The 19014-nt window shown below is 73.2% G+C and carries 18 protein-coding genes; 8 read left to right on the top strand and 10 right to left on the bottom strand.

Annotated features, from left to right (window positions below; genetic code table 11):
- Positions 1-39: 39 nt before the first annotated feature.
- The 3 genes from BN39_RS05955 to BN39_RS05945 form a co-directional block, all read right to left on the bottom strand.
- Positions 40-1116, bottom strand: a complete 1077-nt coding sequence (locus tag BN39_RS05955; protein ID WP_019201456.1) for an endonuclease/exonuclease/phosphatase family protein — start codon at positions 1114-1116, stop codon at positions 40-42.
- Between the two features lie 104 nt (positions 1117-1220).
- Positions 1221-2633, bottom strand: a complete 1413-nt coding sequence (locus BN39_RS05950) for an O-antigen ligase (protein WP_019201455.1) — start codon at positions 2631-2633, stop codon at positions 1221-1223.
- Complete coding sequence (locus BN39_RS05945; protein WP_019201454.1) at positions 2630-3547, bottom strand: hypothetical protein; 918 nt, start codon at positions 3545-3547, stop codon at positions 2630-2632. The genes BN39_RS05950 and BN39_RS05945 overlap by 4 nt, the downstream gene beginning before the upstream one ends.
- Positions 3548-3658: 111 nt before the next feature.
- Between BN39_RS05945 and BN39_RS22955 the strand changes: the two genes are divergently transcribed.
- Both BN39_RS22955 and BN39_RS05935 read left to right on the top strand, forming a co-directional pair.
- Positions 3659-4300: a GNAT family N-acetyltransferase gene (locus BN39_RS22955; RefSeq protein WP_019201453.1), complete on the top strand. Its 642-nt coding sequence runs from the start codon at positions 3659-3661 to the stop codon at positions 4298-4300.
- The gene (locus BN39_RS05935) at positions 4297-5094 is read left to right on the top strand and encodes a WecB/TagA/CpsF family glycosyltransferase (RefSeq protein WP_019201452.1); all 798 of its coding nucleotides are present in this window, start codon (positions 4297-4299) and stop codon (positions 5092-5094) included. The genes BN39_RS22955 and BN39_RS05935 overlap by 4 nt, the downstream gene beginning before the upstream one ends.
- Here the strand turns inward: BN39_RS05935 and BN39_RS05930 are convergent.
- The gene (locus tag BN39_RS05930; RefSeq protein WP_237741628.1) at positions 5054-5995 is read right to left on the bottom strand and encodes a glycosyltransferase family 4 protein; all 942 of its coding nucleotides are present in this window, start codon (positions 5993-5995) and stop codon (positions 5054-5056) included. The genes BN39_RS05935 and BN39_RS05930 overlap by 41 nt on opposite strands.
- A gap of 209 nt (positions 5996-6204) precedes the next feature.
- Between BN39_RS05930 and BN39_RS05925 the strand changes: the two genes are divergently transcribed.
- The 4 genes from BN39_RS05925 to BN39_RS05910 are packed head-to-tail and all read left to right on the top strand — an operon-like array spanning position 6205 to position 11823.
- Positions 6205-7632, top strand: a complete 1428-nt coding sequence (locus BN39_RS05925; RefSeq protein ID WP_019201450.1) for a flippase — start codon at positions 6205-6207, stop codon at positions 7630-7632.
- The gene (locus tag BN39_RS05920; protein ID WP_019201449.1) at positions 7629-9596 is read left to right on the top strand and encodes a glycosyltransferase; all 1968 of its coding nucleotides are present in this window, start codon (positions 7629-7631) and stop codon (positions 9594-9596) included. The genes BN39_RS05925 and BN39_RS05920 overlap by 4 nt, the downstream gene beginning before the upstream one ends.
- Positions 9597-9604: 8 nt before the next feature.
- Positions 9605-10630 (top strand): glycosyltransferase, encoded by a 1026-nt coding sequence (locus BN39_RS05915; RefSeq protein WP_040766687.1) that lies wholly within the window; start codon positions 9605-9607, stop codon positions 10628-10630.
- Positions 10627-11823, top strand: a complete 1197-nt coding sequence (locus BN39_RS05910; RefSeq protein WP_081586046.1) for a glycoside hydrolase family 5 protein — start codon at positions 10627-10629, stop codon at positions 11821-11823. The genes BN39_RS05915 and BN39_RS05910 overlap by 4 nt, the downstream gene beginning before the upstream one ends.
- Before the next feature lie 15 nt (positions 11824-11838).
- Here BN39_RS05910 and BN39_RS05905 read toward each other — a convergent pair whose 3' ends face one another.
- Entirely contained in the window at positions 11839-12924 is a 1086-nt protein-coding gene (locus tag BN39_RS05905; RefSeq protein ID WP_040765930.1) for a glycosyltransferase family 4 protein, read from the bottom strand.
- Between the two features lie 17 nt (positions 12925-12941).
- On the opposite strand from BN39_RS05905, the gene BN39_RS05900 reads away from it, so the two are divergent.
- Positions 12942-13502, top strand: a complete 561-nt coding sequence (locus BN39_RS05900; protein ID WP_019201445.1) for a hypothetical protein — start codon at positions 12942-12944, stop codon at positions 13500-13502.
- A gap of 36 nt (positions 13503-13538) precedes the next feature.
- On the opposite strand, the gene BN39_RS05895 is transcribed toward BN39_RS05900, so the two are convergent.
- Together BN39_RS05895 and BN39_RS05890 are read right to left on the bottom strand one after the other, a co-directional pair.
- Entirely contained in the window at positions 13539-14873 is a 1335-nt protein-coding gene (locus BN39_RS05895) for a glutamate-1-semialdehyde 2,1-aminomutase (RefSeq protein WP_019201444.1), read from the bottom strand.
- On the bottom strand, positions 14870-15988 hold the full coding sequence (locus BN39_RS05890; protein WP_019201443.1) for a methyltransferase domain-containing protein: 1119 nt from the start codon (positions 15986-15988) through the stop codon (positions 14870-14872). Before BN39_RS05890 ends, BN39_RS05895 begins: the two co-directional genes overlap by 4 nt.
- A gap of 14 nt (positions 15989-16002) precedes the next feature.
- Here BN39_RS05890 and BN39_RS05885 point away from each other — a divergent pair, with 14 nt between their 5' ends.
- Positions 16003-16557, top strand: a complete 555-nt coding sequence (locus BN39_RS05885; RefSeq protein WP_019201442.1) for a dTDP-4-dehydrorhamnose 3,5-epimerase family protein — start codon at positions 16003-16005, stop codon at positions 16555-16557.
- 8 nt (positions 16558-16565) lie between these two features.
- Here the strand turns inward: BN39_RS05885 and BN39_RS05880 are convergent, their stop codons facing one another.
- Genes BN39_RS05880 through BN39_RS05870 form a run of 3 tightly spaced genes read right to left on the bottom strand, consistent with a single transcriptional unit; the run spans position 16566 to position 19011 of the window.
- Positions 16566-17582, bottom strand: a complete 1017-nt coding sequence (locus tag BN39_RS05880) for an NAD(P)-dependent oxidoreductase (RefSeq protein ID WP_019201441.1) — start codon at positions 17580-17582, stop codon at positions 16566-16568.
- Positions 17579-18232, bottom strand: coding sequence for a PIG-L deacetylase family protein (locus BN39_RS05875; RefSeq protein ID WP_019201440.1), 654 nt, complete (start codon positions 18230-18232; stop codon positions 17579-17581). The genes BN39_RS05880 and BN39_RS05875 overlap by 4 nt, the downstream gene beginning before the upstream one ends.
- Positions 18229-19011 (bottom strand): glucose-1-phosphate cytidylyltransferase, encoded by a 783-nt coding sequence (locus BN39_RS05870; protein WP_019201439.1) that lies wholly within the window; start codon positions 19009-19011, stop codon positions 18229-18231. The genes BN39_RS05875 and BN39_RS05870 overlap by 4 nt, the downstream gene beginning before the upstream one ends.
- Positions 19012-19014 lie beyond the last annotated feature (3 nt).

Raw genomic sequence — 19014 nt, 5'->3', positions numbered from 1 at the left:
GTCGATCACACGGCCCGCATGCCGCGCAACGGTGCGCGGCTAGCCGATCCGGAACGTCGCCGTCACGCCCTTGTGGTCGGTGGGCCAGGCGCCGTCGGCGTGGACGAATTCGTCGCTCGAGGTCTCGGCCCTGCGCTCGCTGCGCACGATCGACTCCCGCGGGCCCACCACGGACGCCGAGACCGGCGAGAGGCCGCGGGCGAACAGGTAGTCGATGCGGTCCCGCTCGTCCGCCTCCTTGGCCCAGGTGAGGTCTCCGACGGCGACGGGCGTCCCGTCGGACTTCGTGCCGGTGTTGGACGCCGGCCAGGTGAAGCCGGGGTGCGTGACCGGACTGGGGTGCACGGTGCGGTAGGCGTCGGCGAAACCCGCCGCCTGCAGGGCGGACGCCGACTGCCACGGCGCCACGACGCCGTTGTGGTCGAACAGGTCCTTGGTCTCCGTGGTCCAGTCGGCGGCGGGCGGCTCGTTGAAGTCGCCGCCCAGGAGAACGGCCTTGCCGGCCGAGACCGCCTTCTGCGCATCGGCCACGAACCCGTCGATCGCCTCGGGCCGGCCGGACGCCGCGTTCTCCTCCAGCACCACGGACGCGTCGGTCACGGGCCCGCTCGCGATCTTGTCCCACCCCTTGTACGCGCCGGAGTCGGCGCCACTGTTGTAACCGCGGGGCAGGTAGGTCGCGTACCACTTGTACTGCAGGTGAGCGGAGTACACGACCAGCGTGGTGCCCGCGACGGTGGTCTCGGCCTTGGTGAAACCGCCGGGGAGCGTGCCGATCGCGGTGAGCGGGGTGCGCGAGAGGATGCCCGCGTCGCCCGGTGCCGCGTGGTAGGTCGCGCCGCGCTTCGCGAGCTCGTCGGCGAGGGCCTTCGTGCCGCTGGCGGCCTCGGACAGCGTCACGATGTCGGCGCCCACCGCCTGCACCGCGTCCGCGGCGGCGGCGATGCCCCCGCGCACCTTCGTGCCGTTGAGCCACAGGTTCAGTTGCAGTGCCTTCACCGTGCCGGGTTCGGCGCGCGCTGTGCCGGCGACCGCGGTGCCCGCGGCCGCCGCGAGCGCACCCGCGGCCGCGAGGCGGACGGCGGACCGTCGATCGATCTCCCGGGTGAACGTCATCGTGCTCCTCTCGTTGCAATCCGTAACTCCGCCCCATTAGACGTGCCATCGGCCGAGGTGGGCGACCGCACACGGTGGACGGGGGTTGAACGAAGGATGACTTCTCAGGTGCCCGAGGCCCGCACGGCACGGGGCGGGATACCCGCTCCGGTCGTGGTGATGGGGCCGAAGCCCTCCCCGTCCCGGGCGAGGCGGTGCCCCACGCCGGCGAGCGCGACGAGGATCCATGTGAGATACCAGATCTGGGCGAATCCGGCGGTGTCGAGGATCAGCGAGATGATGATGACCGCGGCCAGCGAACCGGCCACGCCACCGCCGAGTTCCGCCACGGATCGCTCCCGCGCGGCGGAGGTGCGCACAGCCATGAACAGGGCCGCGGCGAGGGCCGCGACGAACGCGAGCAGGCCGATGACGCCGGCCTCCATGAGCCGGGAGACGTACTGGTTGTCGAGGACCGGCTGTTTCAGCGCCGGGTACGCACCGACGCCCTGTCCGAGCCACGGGTGCTCCCAGAAGTGGGTGGCCGCGTAGTCGAGCCCGATCTGGCGCGACTTGATCGACGAGTCGGAGACCACGCCCTGGAAGGTCTGCAGCATCGCGGTCATGAACTTCATCTGCAGGGCCAGCCCGATCCCGACGGCGCCGCCGCCCACCACCACCAGGACGGCGATGCGCCGGATGGGCCAGCGCCAGCACATCACCAGGACGGCGGCGGCGGTGCCGACGACCGCCGATCGCGAGACGGTGACGAGGGCACCCGCCATGAGGACGGCGGTGCATCCCGCCCACAACCACTGGGTGGAGCTCCGCCGCCGCCGGGCCTCGAAGACGAGCGCGAGGGCGAGGGGGAGGACGACGGTGAGGACGGCGCTGAGCTCCAGCGGGTGCCCCGCGCTCCCCTGGGGGCGGGAGATCCCCTCGCGGAGAAGGTTCTTGACGATCACGTAGTCGTTGGCCTTGAGGCCGGGAATGCGGAAGTCGGCGGCCAGATCGATGCCGGTGGACACCATCACGAGGGCGAACCCCGCCGACGCGGTGCCGCCGAGCACGATGGCGCCGATGATCGTGCGATAGGCGTCGGTACTGCGCACCACGGTGAGGATGAACAGGACCATCCCGAGGAGGCAGAGGTCCACGAGGATGTACCTGTCGAGGGCGACCTGCGCGACGTAGGGGACGCCACGCATCATGCTGGCGCCGAACGACAGGAAGGACGCGGTCACGTAGGCCAGCACCACGATCAGCACGACGCGATCGCGGATCGGCTCGGCGTGCCGCGTGATGATGGTGAACACCCAGAGCAGTGCGGCGCCGGCGAACAGGGATTGGGCGAGGCTCATCCCGAAGGTTCCGGGCACCGAGAACGTCTGCCGCATGGACAGTAGGAAGAACGACGCGACGCCGAGGAACAGCGCGGCGCCGCCGCCGTGGGTCCGGAGGGTCCCGGCGGGCCCCGTCCGCGGCGACGGTGCCCCGGGTGCCTCCGACGGGGCGCCGCGGCCGAGGACCGCGGTCATCGCGCGGATCGTGACTGCGACCGCCCGGTCTCGCCGGCCTCGCCGTCGTCCATGACGGGGAGTGGGAACTCCGACTCCTCGGGAACCTCCTCGACCCGGTCGCGCCACCGTGTCATCGCGCGCCGCGCCGCTGCGCCGGGCTCCCGCGCGGCCTGCGCGGCCGGGGTGGCCGGGGGACTCGAGGTGGCCGCGCCCGCAGTCGCGGGGGCCGGCGTCGCACCGGGGTCCGTGCCGGAGCCCGTCCCGGCCGCCGTCTCACCGGCGGGTGCGCCCGCCTTCGCGCCCGCCCGCCGCCGCCTGATCGCTTCGAGGGCGGCGGTGGTCGTCAGCGCGAGGAGGAGCGCGGCGAGCGCGGCCCCCATCGCCAGGCCCACCGCCGCGCGGAAGGCGTCGCCGCCCACCTCGACGCCGGGCGTGGGGGCGACCGGAACGCGGAGGTCGGCGTAGGTCCCGTCCGCGACGCCGGCGTCCTTCTGCATGGCGTACAGGCGTTCGTGGAAGAACGCGACGAGCGCCTTGGCTCCCGCCTGGCTGACCTCGGGGGTGGGGCCGGAGACGGTGAAGGTGATCTGGGGCGACAACTGCGCGACGTTCCCCTCACCCGCGACGGAGGCCAGGGGGACGTCGGGCGAGGCACCGGTCTTCGCGACGGCCGCCCGGCCCGCGTCCGACTGCGCGGCGGTGGTGAGGATGAACGCCACCTGCGCGGTGCCGCTGTCGAGCCGCGTGAACGGGTTGTCGTACGGGACGGTGCTCCCCGCTCCGGGAGGGATCACCAGGACGGCCGCGGAGGACTCGTAGTGCGACGAGGTCGACCGCCAGCCCTGGATGCCACCGAGCAGGGCCGCCACGATCACGAGGGCGATGATCGCGGGTTTCGTCAGCGCCCAGCGCAGGAAGTCGGCAACGTTCATTCCGGTCGGCCCTCTCGATCACCCCGTGGAGCTGCGGCGGTGCGCCGCACACGGACACCTACGTCGCAGTCGCAACTTCAGGGTTCCGGGCGTTCATCCTACTATGTCATCATGAGCATCCTCGACCGGAGCAGGCCAGGGCACCGCTGCCAGGAGTCCTACGGTTCGCTTCTGACCGGCGGTCGGCGCTACTCGCTGCGCGCACCGCGACTGCGCGACTACGCGGGGTGGCGGGACGTCCGGCTCCGGCACGCGGACATCCTGGCGCCGGCGTTCGGATCCTCGGAGCGCGCGTGGGCGGACGAGAGTTCCGCCGAGCGGTGGTTCGAGTGGGTGTCGCTGCTGCGGAGCCGCGGGGCGCGCCACGACGGGGTGTCGATCGCGGTGCTCGTGCAGCACCGGAACGGCGGTGAGCGCGTCATCGGCGAGTTCGGGGTCTGCGGCGTCGACCCGTTCTCGAGGACGGGCGAGTTCTACGCATGGGCGGTGGCGGGCGACCCCGCGATCGTGCGGTGGGCTGCGGCCACGATGGTGCGGAACGCGTTCGGCGCTCCCCATCGCCTCCCCCGGGTCGTGGGGCCGATCGCGGTGGACAATCCGGGGCCCGCCGGCGCCCTGCACACGATGGGGTGGTCGCGCCGCGGGCTCCGGAGAGTGCTGCGGGAGTACGACGCGAGGCCGACGGACCACGAGATCTGGGTGCTCGACAACGACGCGGAGACGCGGGCGTCCCTCGAACGGATGGCGCGGTGAGCACCCGTCCGGCGCTCCTGGTCGATCGATCCGCGGTCGTCCGCGTCACCGGGGCGGACGTACTCGACCGGATCGGCGCCCGCGTCGGCGCCGGGACCGGCCGCCCGCTCGCGGTGTGCTCGGTGAACGTGGATCACCTCCACCATTTCGGCGGTGGCCGCCGCCCCCTCGGTCGCGCCGTGGAGTGGCTCTTCGTGGCCGACGGGGCCCCGGTCGCGCGGCGCGGCGCGATGCTCACCCGTCGTGACTGGCCCCGAGTCACCGGCGCCGACCTGCTTCCCGAGGTGATCGCCGTCGCAGCGGCGAGGGGGTGGCCCGTCGGGTTCTTCGGAGGCACTCCGATCATGCACCGGCGGCTCGAGCGGACCCTGTCCGAGCGGTACCCGGAGCTCCGCATCGCGGGGTTCTGGTCGCCGGAGCGCGCCGAGGTGGACGATCACGATTCGGCCCGGCGGCTCGCCCGCGCCGTGCGCGACGCCGGCCCGGCGGTGCTGGTGGTGGGGCTGGGCAAGCCGCGCCAGGAACAGTGGATCGACGAGCTGGGGCCTGCCACGGGAGCCGATGTCCTGTTGCCGTTCGGCGCGGCCGCCGACTTCCTGGCGGGCATGGTGGAGCGGGCGCCCGAGCGGTGGCAGCGCGCCGGAGCGGAGTGGCTCTACCGGCTCATCAAGGAGCCGCGACGCCTGGCCCGGCGCTACCTGCTGCAGGGGCCGCCCGCGCTGATCCGCTTGCGATCGGCGAGCCTGATCGACGTCACATGGCCTTCAGCAGCTGAGCAAGATGTCCGGCCATGAGACCGGAGGTGAAGCGGGTCCTCGCCACGAGGGCGGACCGGCGGCTCATCTCGATACGCATGTCCTCGTCGACGAGGAGCCCGTGGACGGCCTCGGCCATCGCATCGGGGTCCCCGGGCGGTACCAGCAGCCCGGTCTCGCCGTGCCGCACGTAATCCGCGACGCCGGGGTTCCCGGTCACCACGACCGGCCGGCCGCTGGCCATCGCCTCCAGCACCACCGTCAGCCCCGATCCCGTCACGGTGGGGTGCAGCGCGATCGCGACGACGGACGCGCGGGCGTACAGGTCGCGGATCCGGCCGTTGAGCCGCTCGGTGTGGACGGTCACCAGGCCCTCGGGGGCGTCGAACGGCAGGCTCGACGCCAGCTCGAGGCGGACCTCCGGCAGTCGGCTCCGGACCAGTTCCATTGCCCGGACCAGGGTCGCGTGGTCGCGGAACCGATCCTCTCCGGCGCTCATCACCGTCGCCCCGTCCGCGGGCAGCGGCTGCTCGCGGTAGAAGTCGGTGTCGATGCCGAGCGGGACGAACCGCAGCCTGTCCGGCGCGACGTCCCACTCCCGGGCCATCAACGGCAGCACCGCGGAGCACTGCGCCCAGACCGTGTCGGCGCGGCGCAGCGTGCGGTGGGCCAGGACGCGGTGGAGGCGCGACGCGGCGGAGCGGGTCGTCAGCCACCCGACTCCGGCGGCCACCGGCGCTCGGCCCCGCAGCAGGGCCGGGACGGCGGTCCGCTCGTCGTACGCCAGGATCGCGTCGGCGTCCTCGGTGGTGTCGAACGCCTCGACGATCTCGTAGCCCCCCGTGCGGTGCCGCACCGATCGCGCCACGCGCTGGACGGCCCGCGAGCGTCGCGCGAGGTCGGTCGTGGCGAACCGCACGTCCACGCCGTGTTCAGACATCTGATGGAGGCCGTACGGTGAGTGATCGGGAACATCGCCCGCGCGGTGGCGAGCAGCCCAATCGTCCCGGGACAGGCCACCCGCCAACGGAACCAGAACCCGCATCCGAAACCCCTTTTGCTGTCGCAATCGACGCTGACACTAGCGGGTCACCGGAGCCGACGGAACGCGGGCGGGCGTCTACGGGGCGGATCGCTCGCGCCTTCAGCATGCAGTTCGTCGCCCGCATCCTGGGCCTCGTCGCGTCGATCGGCACGGTGGCGCTGACGACGCGGTACCTGGGCCCGGACGACTACGGTTTGCTGACCACGGCGGTCATGTTCATCGGGCTGTGGACGAGCCTCACCGAGCTGGGCATCGGGGCGGTCATCGTGCGCCGGGTCACGAGCGGCGTGGGCGATCTCGGGCACCTGGTCCGCGTCAACTTCGGGCTCTCCATCACGTACTGCGTGCCGCTGGGTGCGCTCACGATGCTCGCGGGCTGGCTCATCTACCGGGACGATTCGTCCGAGGTGGCGATGGTCGCCATCGTGGGAGGCGGCCTGATCCTGACGACCCTCGGCAGTTGCTTCACCCCGGTGTTCATGACCGACGTGCGGTTCGCGGCGGTCGCGGCCTCCGATCTGGCGGGGCGCCTGGTGTCCTTCGGCGCGACCGCCCTCCTGGTGCACCTGCACGCGGACGTCTACTGGTTCGCGCTCGTGCAGCTGATCCCGCCCGCGACCATCCTGTTGATCCAGGGGCTCGTCGCGCACCGGGTGGTGGGCGCGCGGCCGGCGTTCTCCCGCCGCGACAGCTGGCTCCTCGTGCGGGAGAGCCTGCCGCAGACGGGCGTGTTGATCGTCGCGGCCCTGTACTGGCGGTCGGACGGTGTCCTGCTGTCGGTGCTCAGCACCCGCGAGCAGACGGGCGGCTACGGGCTCGCGTACGGGATCGCGTTCAACATCACCGCGATCTCGACGGTGTTCCTCACCTCCACCCTGTCGACGATGACGAACCTGTACGCGTCGGACAGGTCGCGGTTCGCCGCGTTCACCGAGCGCAGCATGCAGGCCATGCTGTTCGTCGGCGCCCCGCTCGCCGTCGTCGGGGTGCTCGCCGCGCCGGGGCTGGTCCGTCTCATCGGGTCGGAGGAGTTCGTCGAGGCGGGTGGCCTCACGCTGGGGCTGCTCTTCGTCGCGGTCGCCCTGCGGCTGGTCACGGGGACGCTGAGCCAGGCGCTCTTCGCGGCGCACGATCAGGTGTTCCTGCTGCGGCTCAACGTGGTCGGCCTGGTCCTCAACATCGCGACGAACGTCGTGGTGATCCCGCCCTTCGGGGCGAAGGGCGCCGCGGGAGCGTTGGTGGCTAGCGAGCTGTTCGGCCTCGTCGTCGCGGCCTGGCGCCTGCGGACGCGCACGGGGTACCGCTCGCCGTGGGCGTACACGGTGCACCTCCTGGTCCCCGCGGCCGCCGCCGCCGGCACGTTCCTCGTGCTGGACGGGCAGCACGTCCTGGTCGCGGGTGCCGCCGCCGCCACCGTCTACGTCGCGGCGAACCTGACCGTGGGACCGGTGCGGCTCCGCGACGCGAAGGGCCTGGCGCGCGGCGAGGCCGCCGCGGAGGCCGCCGCCACGGCGAGAGGAGGCGGCCGATGAGCGCGGAGCGCGCCTATCTCCGGGGCGGACTCCTGCGGGGTGAGCCCCCCGCGGTCCCCACGCCGCGCGATCCGGCGGTCCTCGTCGTCGCCTATCGCAACCCCGACGACCTCGCGGCGTGCCTGGCGTCGGCGCGGCGGCACCTCGCGGCTCCGATCCTGGTGTGGGACAACTCCGGACCGGACTTCCCGGGGATGGCGGAGGTGCGCGCCGAGTTCGTCGACGCGGCGTGGCACGGGACCGGGAAGAACATCGGCTTCGCCGCGGCGGTCAACCGCCTCGCGGACGCCGCGCCGGAGCACGACCTGCTGCTGCTCAATCCCGATGCGGTGGTGCTCGGCGATCTGTCGGAGACCCTGTCCGCCGTGCGGCGCCCCGGTGTGGCGGCCGCCGCGCCGCCGGTGTCGGACCCGGAGGATGCGGCCGGGAGGCGCCGGGTCTGGGACGTCGCGCACCGCCCGAGGGGTCTGGTCAGGGCCCTCGTCTCGCACGCCGGGTACAGCGAGAAGCTCAGGGGGACACCGCTGTCCGACCTGTATCCGGCGCCGCCGCGGGAGGTGACGGGGTACCTCACCGGGGCGTGCCTCGCGATCAGCCGCGACGCGTGGAACGCGATCGGGCCGTTCGACGAGGAGTTCTTCCTCTACGGCGAGGAGACCGACTGGCAGCAGCGGGCGCGTGCGGCCGGGTGGACGCTGGTGCTCACCGAGGACGAGGGCGTGCGCCATTCGGGGCACGGGACCGTGCGGGACGACGCGGCGGCGTGGCGACGGTCCGCGGACCTGCTGCGGGCCAACGTCGCCCTCAACATCGAGCACGCATCGGGCGCACGCGCGGCGGGCGCCTTCCTGCTGGGGAACTCGATCCTGGGGCGCGTGCAGCGCTCGAAGCGGGCCGAGCGGAACCGGGACGAACCGGCGAGGCCCAGCGTGGTGATCACCGTCAACAGGCTGGTGTTCGGCGGGGCGGAACGGCATCACCTGGTGCTCGCCGGGGAACTCGTGGCCCGCGGCTACCCGGTGACCATCGTGTGCCTCCAGCGGTTCGGCCCGCTCATCGCCGAAGTCCCCCACGGTGTTCGGGTGGTGCGGCAGCCGTGGTGGGGCCCCGTGCTGGATCTGCCTCCCGGGCCCAAGATCCTGGTCACCGGCGACACCAACACGGAGACCGGATTCGGCGCGTTGTGGGCGACGGGGCGGCGGGACCGGACGTGGGTGGTCGCGGCGCACATCCCGCCGGAGCCGGCCGGTCCCACCTACTCCGCCCCGCTGGCCGCGGCCATGCGACGCGCGGACGGCTTCATCGCGCTCTCGCCGGCCCATTGGCGCATCGCGAGCGCGCACCAGGACCTGGGCGACCGTCCCTTCATCGCGCCGAACGGGGTGGCCCGCAGCGCCGAGCTCGACGCGGTGCCCGCCCGGCGCCCACCCCAGTCGCCGCCCCGCCTGGTGATGCTCTCGAGGATCGTCGAGCACAAGAACCCGCACCTCCTCGTCGAGGCGCTGGCCGGGCTCACCGACATGGAGTGGGAACTCGACATCTACGGGGACGGGCCGGACCGCGGGCGGCTGGAGGCGCTGACGCCGCCGGACCTCAGGTCGAGGGTGCGCTGGCGCGGGTGGTCGCCCGGCCCGGACCACGCCCTCGCGGACGCCGACCTGGTGTGCGTGCCGAGCGGCTCCGAGGCGTTCCCGATGGTCATCCTGGAGGCGATGGCCCGGCGGATCCCGGTGGCCGCGTCGGGGGTGTGCGCGGTCCCGGACATGCTGGACGACGGTCGCGCCGGCGTCGTGGTCACCGACGTGACGGTCGAGGGCTGGCGAGACGCGTTGCGCGACCTGCTGTCCCGGCCCGAGGAGTGGCGGCGGTGGGGCGACCGCGGGTTCGATCGGATGCGGGAGCGGTACACCGTCGGGGCGATGGCTGACGCCTACGAGGCCGCGTTCGACGGGGTGCGCGCGTGACCCCCCGGCTGATGTGGCTCTCGCCGTGGATGCGCCCGCTCGCGCGCGTGTACTGCGAACAGTTGATCGCGTCCGGGTGGGATGTCGCCCTGGTGACCACCGACAGGCATCCCGAGTCCGACGGTGCACGCCCCTACGAACGGGTCCTCGACGCGCGGCCGAAGACCGCGTCCACCTGGCCCGGGTTCGCACGGGCGCTCCGGTGGGCCAGGGGATTCGCTCCCGATGTGGTCGTCACCGAGCTCGTCCGCGATCCGCGGTGGATCGCGCTGGCGGGCGGCGCGCCGAGGGTCGAGCTGATCCACGACGACAGGCCCCACGGCGCCGACGAGGAGCGGCCGGGCTGGGAACGCCGGCTGTTCGGTCGATGGGGCGACTCCGCCGCGTCGACCGTCGCGTTCAGCCGCTACGTGGGCGACCGGGTGGCCGCGGACGCCGTGGTGCCGCTCACCAGCGACCTCGACGCCGCGCGGGTGCCCGGGTTCGTCGCGGCGGGGGACCGCCGGGACTTCGTCGCCGTCGGACGGCTCACGGCGTACAAGAACCTCGATGTCACGCTCGCCGCGTGGGAGCGACACGTCGCGGGGGCGGGGTGGCGCGGCGACGAGCTGGTCCTCATCGGCGACGGCGCCGGCCCCGCCCGGCTGTCGCCGACGGTCCGGTGGCGGCGGGGGCCGTACTCCTACGACGACGTCCTGGGGCCGATGGCGCGGGCGAAGGGCTCGGTCGCCCACTACCGCGTCGCGACGCAGAGCGGCGTGCAGGTCCTGGCGATGCAGCTCGGGGTCACCCCGATCGTCTCCGGGGAGGGCGCGCTGCCCGAGTTCCAGCCCGCCGGCGAGGGGGCGATCGGTGTGGACGACGTGGCGGCGCTCGCGGGGGCGTTCGACTCCCTCGCCGAACCCGGGGCGGCCGAACGCCGGGGCCGCGCGGCCCGTGCGCACTACGCCGGGGCGCACTCGGCCGCGGTGTCCGCCGCGGCGCTCGACGCGGAGCTGCGCCGAGTGTGCGCGAGGGCGGAGCGCACGTCATGAGGATCCTCGGCCGGGCCGTGGTGGTCGTCGTCGCGACCGCCGCGCTCCTCGCCGCGTCGGTGCGGGTGCCCGTCATCGCACCCGACGGTGCCAGGTCGACGGGCATGCGCGGCATCACCGTCGCGACCCTGCTCACGCAGGCCGTGACGATCTCCGACCACCCGGACGTGACCGGCACCGGCGAACCGCAGAGCACCTACGATGCGCTCGCCGCTCTGGGGCACCGGCTGATCCGCCTGCCCGTGTCCTGGGACTACCTGCAGCCGAACCTCGGAGCGGGGGATCCCGCGGTGCACCGCGCCTATTGGAACGCGATCGTCGCCGAGGTCCGGAAGATCGGCGCGGCGGGCCTCAGAGCCGTGCTCGACCTGCACAACGGGTGCGAGTGGACGAAGCCGAGATCGACGGCGCCCCCGTTGGTGTGCGGGGCGGGCATCACGACGTCGATGACCGACGACGTGTGGAAGAGGTTGTCCGACGAGTTCAAGGACGATCCGGCCGTCGTCGCGTACGACCTGTTCAACGAGCCGACGAGGTTCGACCATCCGACCCGTGCGGACCTGCGGAAGCCGGGACAGCCGCCGTACTCCGCCTACAAGCGGCACGTCGACGAGGTCGTCCGGACGATTCGCGCGAACGGCGACGGGAAGGACATCTGGGTCGAATCCCTGTGCTGCTCCGTGTACTCCGACTTCGCGGTGACCGATCCCGGCGGAGGCTGGGTGAACGATCCGTTGAACCGGATCGTGTACTCGCAGCACATGTATCCGGTCAAGAACAGTGCCGTGGGGGAACCCTTCGATCCGGCGAAGGCGGACCCGGACTACGTCCGCGACGGCGACAGGTCCTGGGTCGACCGCGGATACGTGCGGGGGTTCCTCGGACGCCTCGACGACTTCGGCCGGTGGTGCGCCGAGAACGGGGTGCGCTGTTCGGTCGGAGAGGTGGGCTGGTTCGGCGAGGGGCAGTCCGCGGAGAGCGCCGCCCAGTGGAACGCCTTGGGGGACAGGTGGTACGCGATCGCCAACGGGTACGGCATGGCGGTCACCTACTACGGCGCCTCGTCGGCCTTCCACGGCCCGCTGTGGGCGTACGACGCCCCCGGGCCCGACGCCTGGTTCCCGGCACCGGGCCTCACCCGGAAACAGCCGCAGGCCACCGTGATCGAGAGACCGGAGAACCGGACGCCGTGATGACGCGGCCCGGGGTCAACGGGCGAGCGACGTCCAGAGCGCCGCGAGACGGGCGCGCCACTCGTCCAGCGCGAAGTCCTCGGCACGGCGGCGGGCGCCGGCGGCGAGCACCGCGCGCCTCTCCGGCGCGCTCACCAGCACGGCCAGCGCCGACGCGAGTGCCGGCACGTCGCCCGGCGATACGAGCAGTCCGTCCACCCCGTCCGTCACCGCCTCGGGGATGCCTCCGACGGGCGTGGTGAGCGGCGCCAGGCCGGCGGCCATCGCCTCCAGGAGGGCCATCGGCAGGCCCTCCTCGTAGCTCGGCAGGACGAAGACATCGGCGGCCGCGAGCAACTCGTCCCGCTCCGCGGGGCCCAGCCAGTCCCGCACGGTGATCGTGTCCGCGAGCCCCGCCGCCGTCACGGCGGCGCGGACCTCAGCCACCTCGCCGTCGCCCGCCAGCGTCACGTGTACACGGTCGCGCACGCCGGCCGGGAGCGACGCCACGGCGGCGACGAGGTCGTAGCTGCCCTTGCGGGCGCCGAGGCGGCCCAGGGCGACCGCCTCCACGCGGTCGTCGGGGGCGGCCGGGGTCCCGGGCGGCGCCACCGGGGCCGTCGCGACCGGGTTGTAGAGGACGTCCACCGCGGAGCCCGGCAGGCCGAGCGCGGTCCGGTACTCCTCGGCCAGCCCCTCCCCGAGCACCAGCCACCGGTCCGCCGGCAGCGCACCCCGCACGAGCGAGCGCGCCACGGTGGGCAGCCCCGCCATCCACGCGCCGAAACCGAAGCTGTGCCCGTGAACGACGGCCGGCACCCCGCGGAGGCGGGCGGCCCACAGGATCGGCGACTTGCGCACCACGCTGCCGCCGTGCGAGAGGTGTACGTGCACCACATCCACGTCCCGACGGGCGACGGCGATCGTGCCCCGCAGCATGCCACCGGCCCCGGCTCGCAGTCGCTGACCGATCGAGCTGTCCACGTAGGTCGTGACGAGACGCACCTCGATGCCGGGATCACGCTGGTCCGCCATGTGCCCCACGACGGTGGCCATGCCGCCGCGGCTGGAGGGCCCCGGCGGCGCGGGGCCGACCACCAGAACGCGCGTGTTTGCAGTCACACATCTAGGATAACCGAGTGAATAGTACCGAGCGGAAGTCCCTCCTGCCGCTGGGCGTGGCGGCGGCCAGGCTGGCGGCCCGGCGGGCGCGCGCGGCGGCGCGGGCCAGGATGCACGACCCGGACCGCCTCCTCGACCGGGATCTGCACCTGGAGTCGGATTCCGCCGTGCTCACCCTCCTCAGCGACGAGGTGGCGGTCGCCGCCGCCACCGGCGCGGGTATGCGCCCGGACGCCGCGCGGACCGCCGCGCGAGACGGGAACCTGTTCGCCCCGATCGTCCACTACCCGGAGGGCGGGACCGATTCCGCGGTCTGCCGCGTGGACCCCGGGACCGCGACCGCGGAGGTGCACCTCGTGCCCTTGGGGTCGCATCCGGATCGTCGGTTCGCGGGGCCGCTGGCGGCCCTCGCCGACCACCTGCTGCGCGCCGTCCCCGGCCTGCGGAGGGTCTCGCTCACCGTCGCCGCGGACGAACCGCTCACCGGGACGTTCCTCGCCGCGGGGTTCGTCGACGAGGGCTGGGCGCCGCCGGTGGGCCGCTGGACCGACGCCAGAATGCTCACCTACCTCCGGTGACGGCGCCGGCTCCGCTCGGACGGCGCGGGAGTGCTGCTAGAGCCGGCGTGGGGCGGCGGTGCGGCGCAGGGCGGGGGCCACGGGACGCCCGCGCAGCAGGCCCTCGACGGTGCCCGCGTCGAGCGCCCGCCGGTACGGCACGAGGGCTTCGGCGACCGCGGCGACGGTGTGGTCGACGTCGGCGTCGGTGTGCGCGGCGGAGATCACGAACGACTGGCCGAGCACGCCGCGCCGCAGCAGCTCCTGCAGGAACAGGGTCCGGAACTCTTGGGACGGCGCACCGTCGGCGTCGCGGGTGGTGAACACGAGGCACGACGGCCGGCCGACGGCCCGCACCGCGTCGCCCACCCCTGCGGCCTCCGCCGCCGCGTTCACGCCGTCGGCCAGCCTGCGTCCCCGGCGCTCCATCGCGGCGATGGGGTCGCCCTCGCGGTAGGCCCGCGCGACCGCGCGGAACGCGGCCAGCGACACCGATTCCGGGCCGTGGGTGGTGGACAGCAGGAACACCCGGTCGGCGTCGGTGTTCAGCCCGCCGCGCTCCATGTACTCCCGCCGGCCCGCGAGCGCGGAGATCGGGAAACCGTTGCCCATGGCCTTGCCCCAGCACGACAGGTCCGGCACGACGCCGTACACGGACTGCGCGCCGTGTGGCGACCAGCGGAACCCGGTGATCATCTCGTCGAACACCAGGAGCGCCCCGTGCTCGTCGCACAGGTCCCGGACCCGTTCCAGGAAGCCGGGTTCGGGCTCGGAGAGCGCCGTGGCGGCTTCGAGGAACACCGCGGCGATCCGCCCGGGGCGTTCCCGGAACCGGTCCGCGAGTGCGTCGGCGTCGTTGTAGCCGAACCGCACGGTGCGTTCCCGGTCCGGCCGCGGGACCCCCGCATTCATCTCCGTCGCGCCGATGAACCAGTCGTCCACCGAGAAGAAGGGCTGCTCGCAGACGGCCACCGTGTCGCGTCCCGTGACCGCGCGGGCCAGCCGCAGCGCCGCCGTGGTGGCGTCGGAGCCGTTCTTGGCGAACTTCACCATCTCGGCGGTGGGCACCAGGTCCAGGAAATCCTCGGCGGCCTCGAGCTCGAGCACGGTGGGCCGGCTGAAGTTCAGGCCGTCGTCGAGCACCGCGCGCACCGCGTCCGTCACCGGCGGGTAGGCGTGGCCGAGGGTGACGGCGCGCAGCCCGATCCCGTACTCGACGTACTCGTTGCCGTCGGCGTCCCACACCCGAGCGCCACGGCCGCGGACGAGCACGGGCGCCATGCCCTCGGGGTACTGGTCGGCGCCGCGGGCGTAGGTGTGCGCACCGCCCGGAACCAGGTGGTGCAGGCGCCGCTGCAGCTCGTTCGAGCGGGAGAAGCCGGGGTCGGTCATGGACGCGGAACCTCCTCTCCGGCAGGGCCGGTCACCAGCCGGCCGCGCAGCGCGGGCCAGGCGTCGAGCACCTCGTCGTGCAAGTCGGGGATCGTCAGCAGCACCGGCCCGTCGAACTCGGCCAGCCGCTCGGGCGGCACGATCGGGATGTCGGTGCCCGGCATGCGTCGCCCGTATTTGGCCGGGGACGCGTCGGCGACGCAGGTCACGAGGCGCGCGTCCAGCCCGGCGAGGGCGAACAGCGCCACCGCCCGCGAGGCCGCGCCGTACGCGGCGACGGTGCGCCCGGCGGCGGCGTGCGCCTCGGCCCATTCCCGGAGGGCGCCCGCCTGCGCGTCGGGCGCCGCCGCGAGGCGGCGCAGGCCCGCGGGCGTCGTGAGCCCACCGTCGGCCTCCGCGGCGAGGATCCGCCGGACGGCGGGGTCGTCGGCGGTCCTCCCGGCGGCGCCGGTGTGGCACGCGGCCAGCAGCACGGTGCCGCCGTACAGGTCGAACTCGAAGGCGCGCACGGGTTCCATGCCCGCGGCGGCCAGCAGGCGCTGGAGGGCCGTGAGGGTGTAGTACGCGAAGTGCCCGTGCCGCAGGGCCGTCCACTGCAGGTTCGCGACGATTCCGCCGAGGGGCTGGTACTGCAGCAACAGCACCCCGCCGGGTGCCACGGCCGCCGCGCGCGCTGCGAACGCCGCGCGCTGATCTGCGTCGTGCATGATGCCGAAACCGTCGATCACCACGTCCGCGGGGCCCGCGGTGACGGTACGGAAACCGCGCTCCGCCAACAGCGGCAGCCACGATCCGCCGTGCGGACTGCCGAACTCGCGCACCGTCGATCCCCGGAGCAGATGCGATGCGGCCACCCGGGCGACGGCGTCCGCGGCCTGCTCGCGCAGTGCTCGCGGCTCCACTCCGCGCGGCTCGTCCGCGGCCGTGTCGTCCGCGGCGAGCTGGGCCAGGCCACAGGACGCGCACAGGTCCATCGCCAGCGGGTGGGCGGATTCGGATGCGGCCACGGGGGAGCCCGCGGGAGGGAAGTGATCCGCGGCGGGGACCCGGCCCACGTCCAGGACCCGGGTCAGCTTCACGGAACCGCAGCCGCGGCACGGGCGGGCGTGCCTCATGGCAGCATGACCCCATGCAGATCGAAGACACGGATCTCGCGGACGTGGTGCTGTTCGTGCCCACCCCGCACCGCGACGACCGCGGCCTGTTCACGCGCACCTTCGACGCGGAGGTGTTCGACGCGCACCTCGGGGATCCCGGTGCCGCCGCGCGATTCGTGCAGGACTCCCAGTCCCGTTCCGCACGCGGCGTGCTGCGCGGCCTGCACGGCCGGGCCGGGCGGGGCGAGGCGAAGCTGGTGCGCTGCGCGCGCGGCGCGATCCACGACGTGCTGGTGGACGCGCGGCCGTACTCGCCCACCTTCGGCCGTTCGCAGGCGTTCCGGCTCGACGACGAGGCCTTCCACACCCTGTACGTGCCGCCGGGCTTCCTGCACGGATTCCAGGCGCTCACGGACATCGCGGACGTGTGCTACCGGATCGACCGGCCGCACGACCCGAGCGAGGATCTCGCTGTGCACCACGCGGATCCGGATCTGGCGATCGAGTGGCCGCTCGCCGAGCGCGTCGTGTCCGCGCGGGACGCCGCGGCGGGGAGCTGGGCGGGGCTGCGGTCCCGCCTGGGCTGACGCGGCGATCATGCGCGGCGCATCGATCCGTCGATGATCCCGTCGCGCTGCAGGCGCTCCAGGCGGGCGAGCCGGGTGAAGTCCTGCTGGAAGGAGGTCGTGGTCAGCCCGTAGTCGGTGTACGCGCGGTGCAGTTCCGCCGCACCGTCCGGCACCGTCCAGCTCGCCTCGAACCCCAATTCGTCCCGGGCTCGGGAGAAATCGACCCGGTAGGAGCGGGGGTCGGCGCCCGCCTCGCCCGTGATCCGCACCGCGGCATCGGGAACGACGTCCACCACGGCCTGCGCGATCTCGGCGACGGTGACGTTGTTGCGCTCGGTGCCGATGTTGTACGCCCGTGCCGAGACGGTCGCCCTCGGGGCCGTGAGGCACGCGGCGAACGCGCGCGCGATGTCCTGCGCGTGCACGAGCGGCCGCCACGGCGTCCCGTCGGACAGCACCAGCACCTCGCCGGTGAGCACCGCGTACCCCATGAGGTTGTTGAGCACGATGTCGGCGCGCAGCCGCGGAGAGAACCCGAACGCGGTGGCGTTGCGGAGGAACACGGGGGTGAAGTCGGGGTCCGCGAGGGCCGCCGCGTCGTCCTCGACCCGCACCTTGCTGATCGCGTAGGGAGTGATGGGATTGAGCGGAGCGTCCTCGTCCACCAGTCCGTCGCCGGCGGCGCCGTACACGGAACACGTGGAGGCGTAGAGGAACCGGGACACGCCAGCGTCCTTCGCCAGCCGGGCGAGCCGGCTGGACGCGGCGTGATTGATGTCGTACGTGACCTCCGGCGCGAGCGAGCCCAGCGGATCGTTGGAGAGCGCCGCGAGGTGGATCACGGCGTCGAACCCCTCCAGCTGCGCGGCGGTCACGTCCCGCAGGTCTGTGGTGCGGGTGGGCGGGTCCGACGGTGCCGGGCCGAGCACGCGGTCGGCGAAGAGCCCGGAATCGAGGCCCGTCACCTCGTGCCCCGCGGCGGCGAGCACCGGCGCCATCACCGTGCCCAAGTAGCCCTGGCTGCCCGTGAGCAGAACCTTCATCGCCGTCCTCCGAATCGTACGATCGCCTTGTCCACCATGAATCCCTCGGCGTAGGGCGCGCGGCACTGCACACCGCGCAGCCGCGCCAGGCCGAGGAACGCCTCGTCGTCGAACCAGTCGTGCGCGGTCTGCGACGGGTAGTGCTCGTGCAGCAGCCGCGTTTTCGCCCGGGCGGTGTCCGCGGTCAGCGGTACCAGGACCGTCGGTCGCGGAGTGTCCGTCTCCCACTTGAGGATCTCGTACCCCAGGATCAGCTGGTCCCGGAACTCGGTGGGCGCGAGCTCGGCCAGTTGGCGGTGGTCCTGATGCGCGTCGTGCCGGTGCGGGGCGAACACGACCTCGGGGTCGGCCGAGCGCCGGAACTCGCCCAGCGCCGCCTTGGCCCGCGCCCAGTGCGCGGGGGCGCGGCCGTCGGGCAGGTCGGCCACGGTCACCCGGAGGTCGGCACCGGGGGCGAACGCCGCGAGCGCGCCCAGTTCCTCGGCCTCGCGGGGCGTCCCGGCACCGCTGCCGACCCAGGCGTGCACGCGCAGGCCGGGATTCGCCTCACACAGCTGGAGCAGGGTGCCGCCCATGCCGATGGCGATGTCGTCGCAATGTGCGCCGAGGACCGCGACCTCCGACAGCGGCCCGGCGTCGAGGGCGATCACCGCGCGGGTTCCTTCCACACCATCCAGGGGCGGTCGCCGCGCGCGTACCCGGCGTCCAGGTCGGCCCGCTCCTTGAAGGTGTCCGCGGGCTTCCAGAAGCCGCGGTGCCGATAGCCCAGCAGCTTTCCCTGCTCGGCGAGGGCCGTGCACGCGTCGGCCACCAGGTCCCCGTTCTCGGGCAGGTGATCGAACACGTCCTGGGTGAGGACGAAGTAGCCGCCGTTCTCCCAGATGGGGAACTCGGAGACGGGGGTGATGCCGGTGACCTTCGCGTCGCCGTCCACGTCCACGCAGTGGAACGAGGATTGCGGCGGTACGAGCAGCATCGACGCCGACGAACCGGTCTCGCGCACCCGGTCGATGATGGTGTTCATCGGGGCGTCGCTGAGCACGTCGGCGTAGTTGGCGAGGAAGTACTCGTCGCCGTCCAGGTACGGGCGAACGCGCCGGAGTCGTTCGCCGATGGCCGATTCCAGGCCGGTGTCCACGAAACTGATGGTCCAGTCGCGCATGTCGGCGGACAGCAGCTCCACCTCGCCGCCGCGGATCACGAAGTCGTTGGACTCGGTCTCGCGATAGTTGAGGAAGTAGTTCTTGATGTGCTGGGCGCCGTAGCCCAGGCACAGGATGAACTCCGTGTGCCCGAAGTGCGCGTAATACCGCATCACGTGCCAGATCAGCGGCCGCGGCCCCACCAGCTGCATGGGCTTGGGCACCATGTCGTCGGCGGTGTTGCGCATGCGCATTCCGTAGCCGCCGCAGAACAGGACCACCTTCATCGT

Origin of the sequence: Tsukamurella sp. 1534, from assembly GCF_000312385.1 — a bacterium.
Lineage (GTDB): Bacteria > Actinomycetota > Actinomycetes > Mycobacteriales > Mycobacteriaceae > Tsukamurella.
This window is presented reverse-complemented; position numbering and strand designations above follow the sequence as displayed.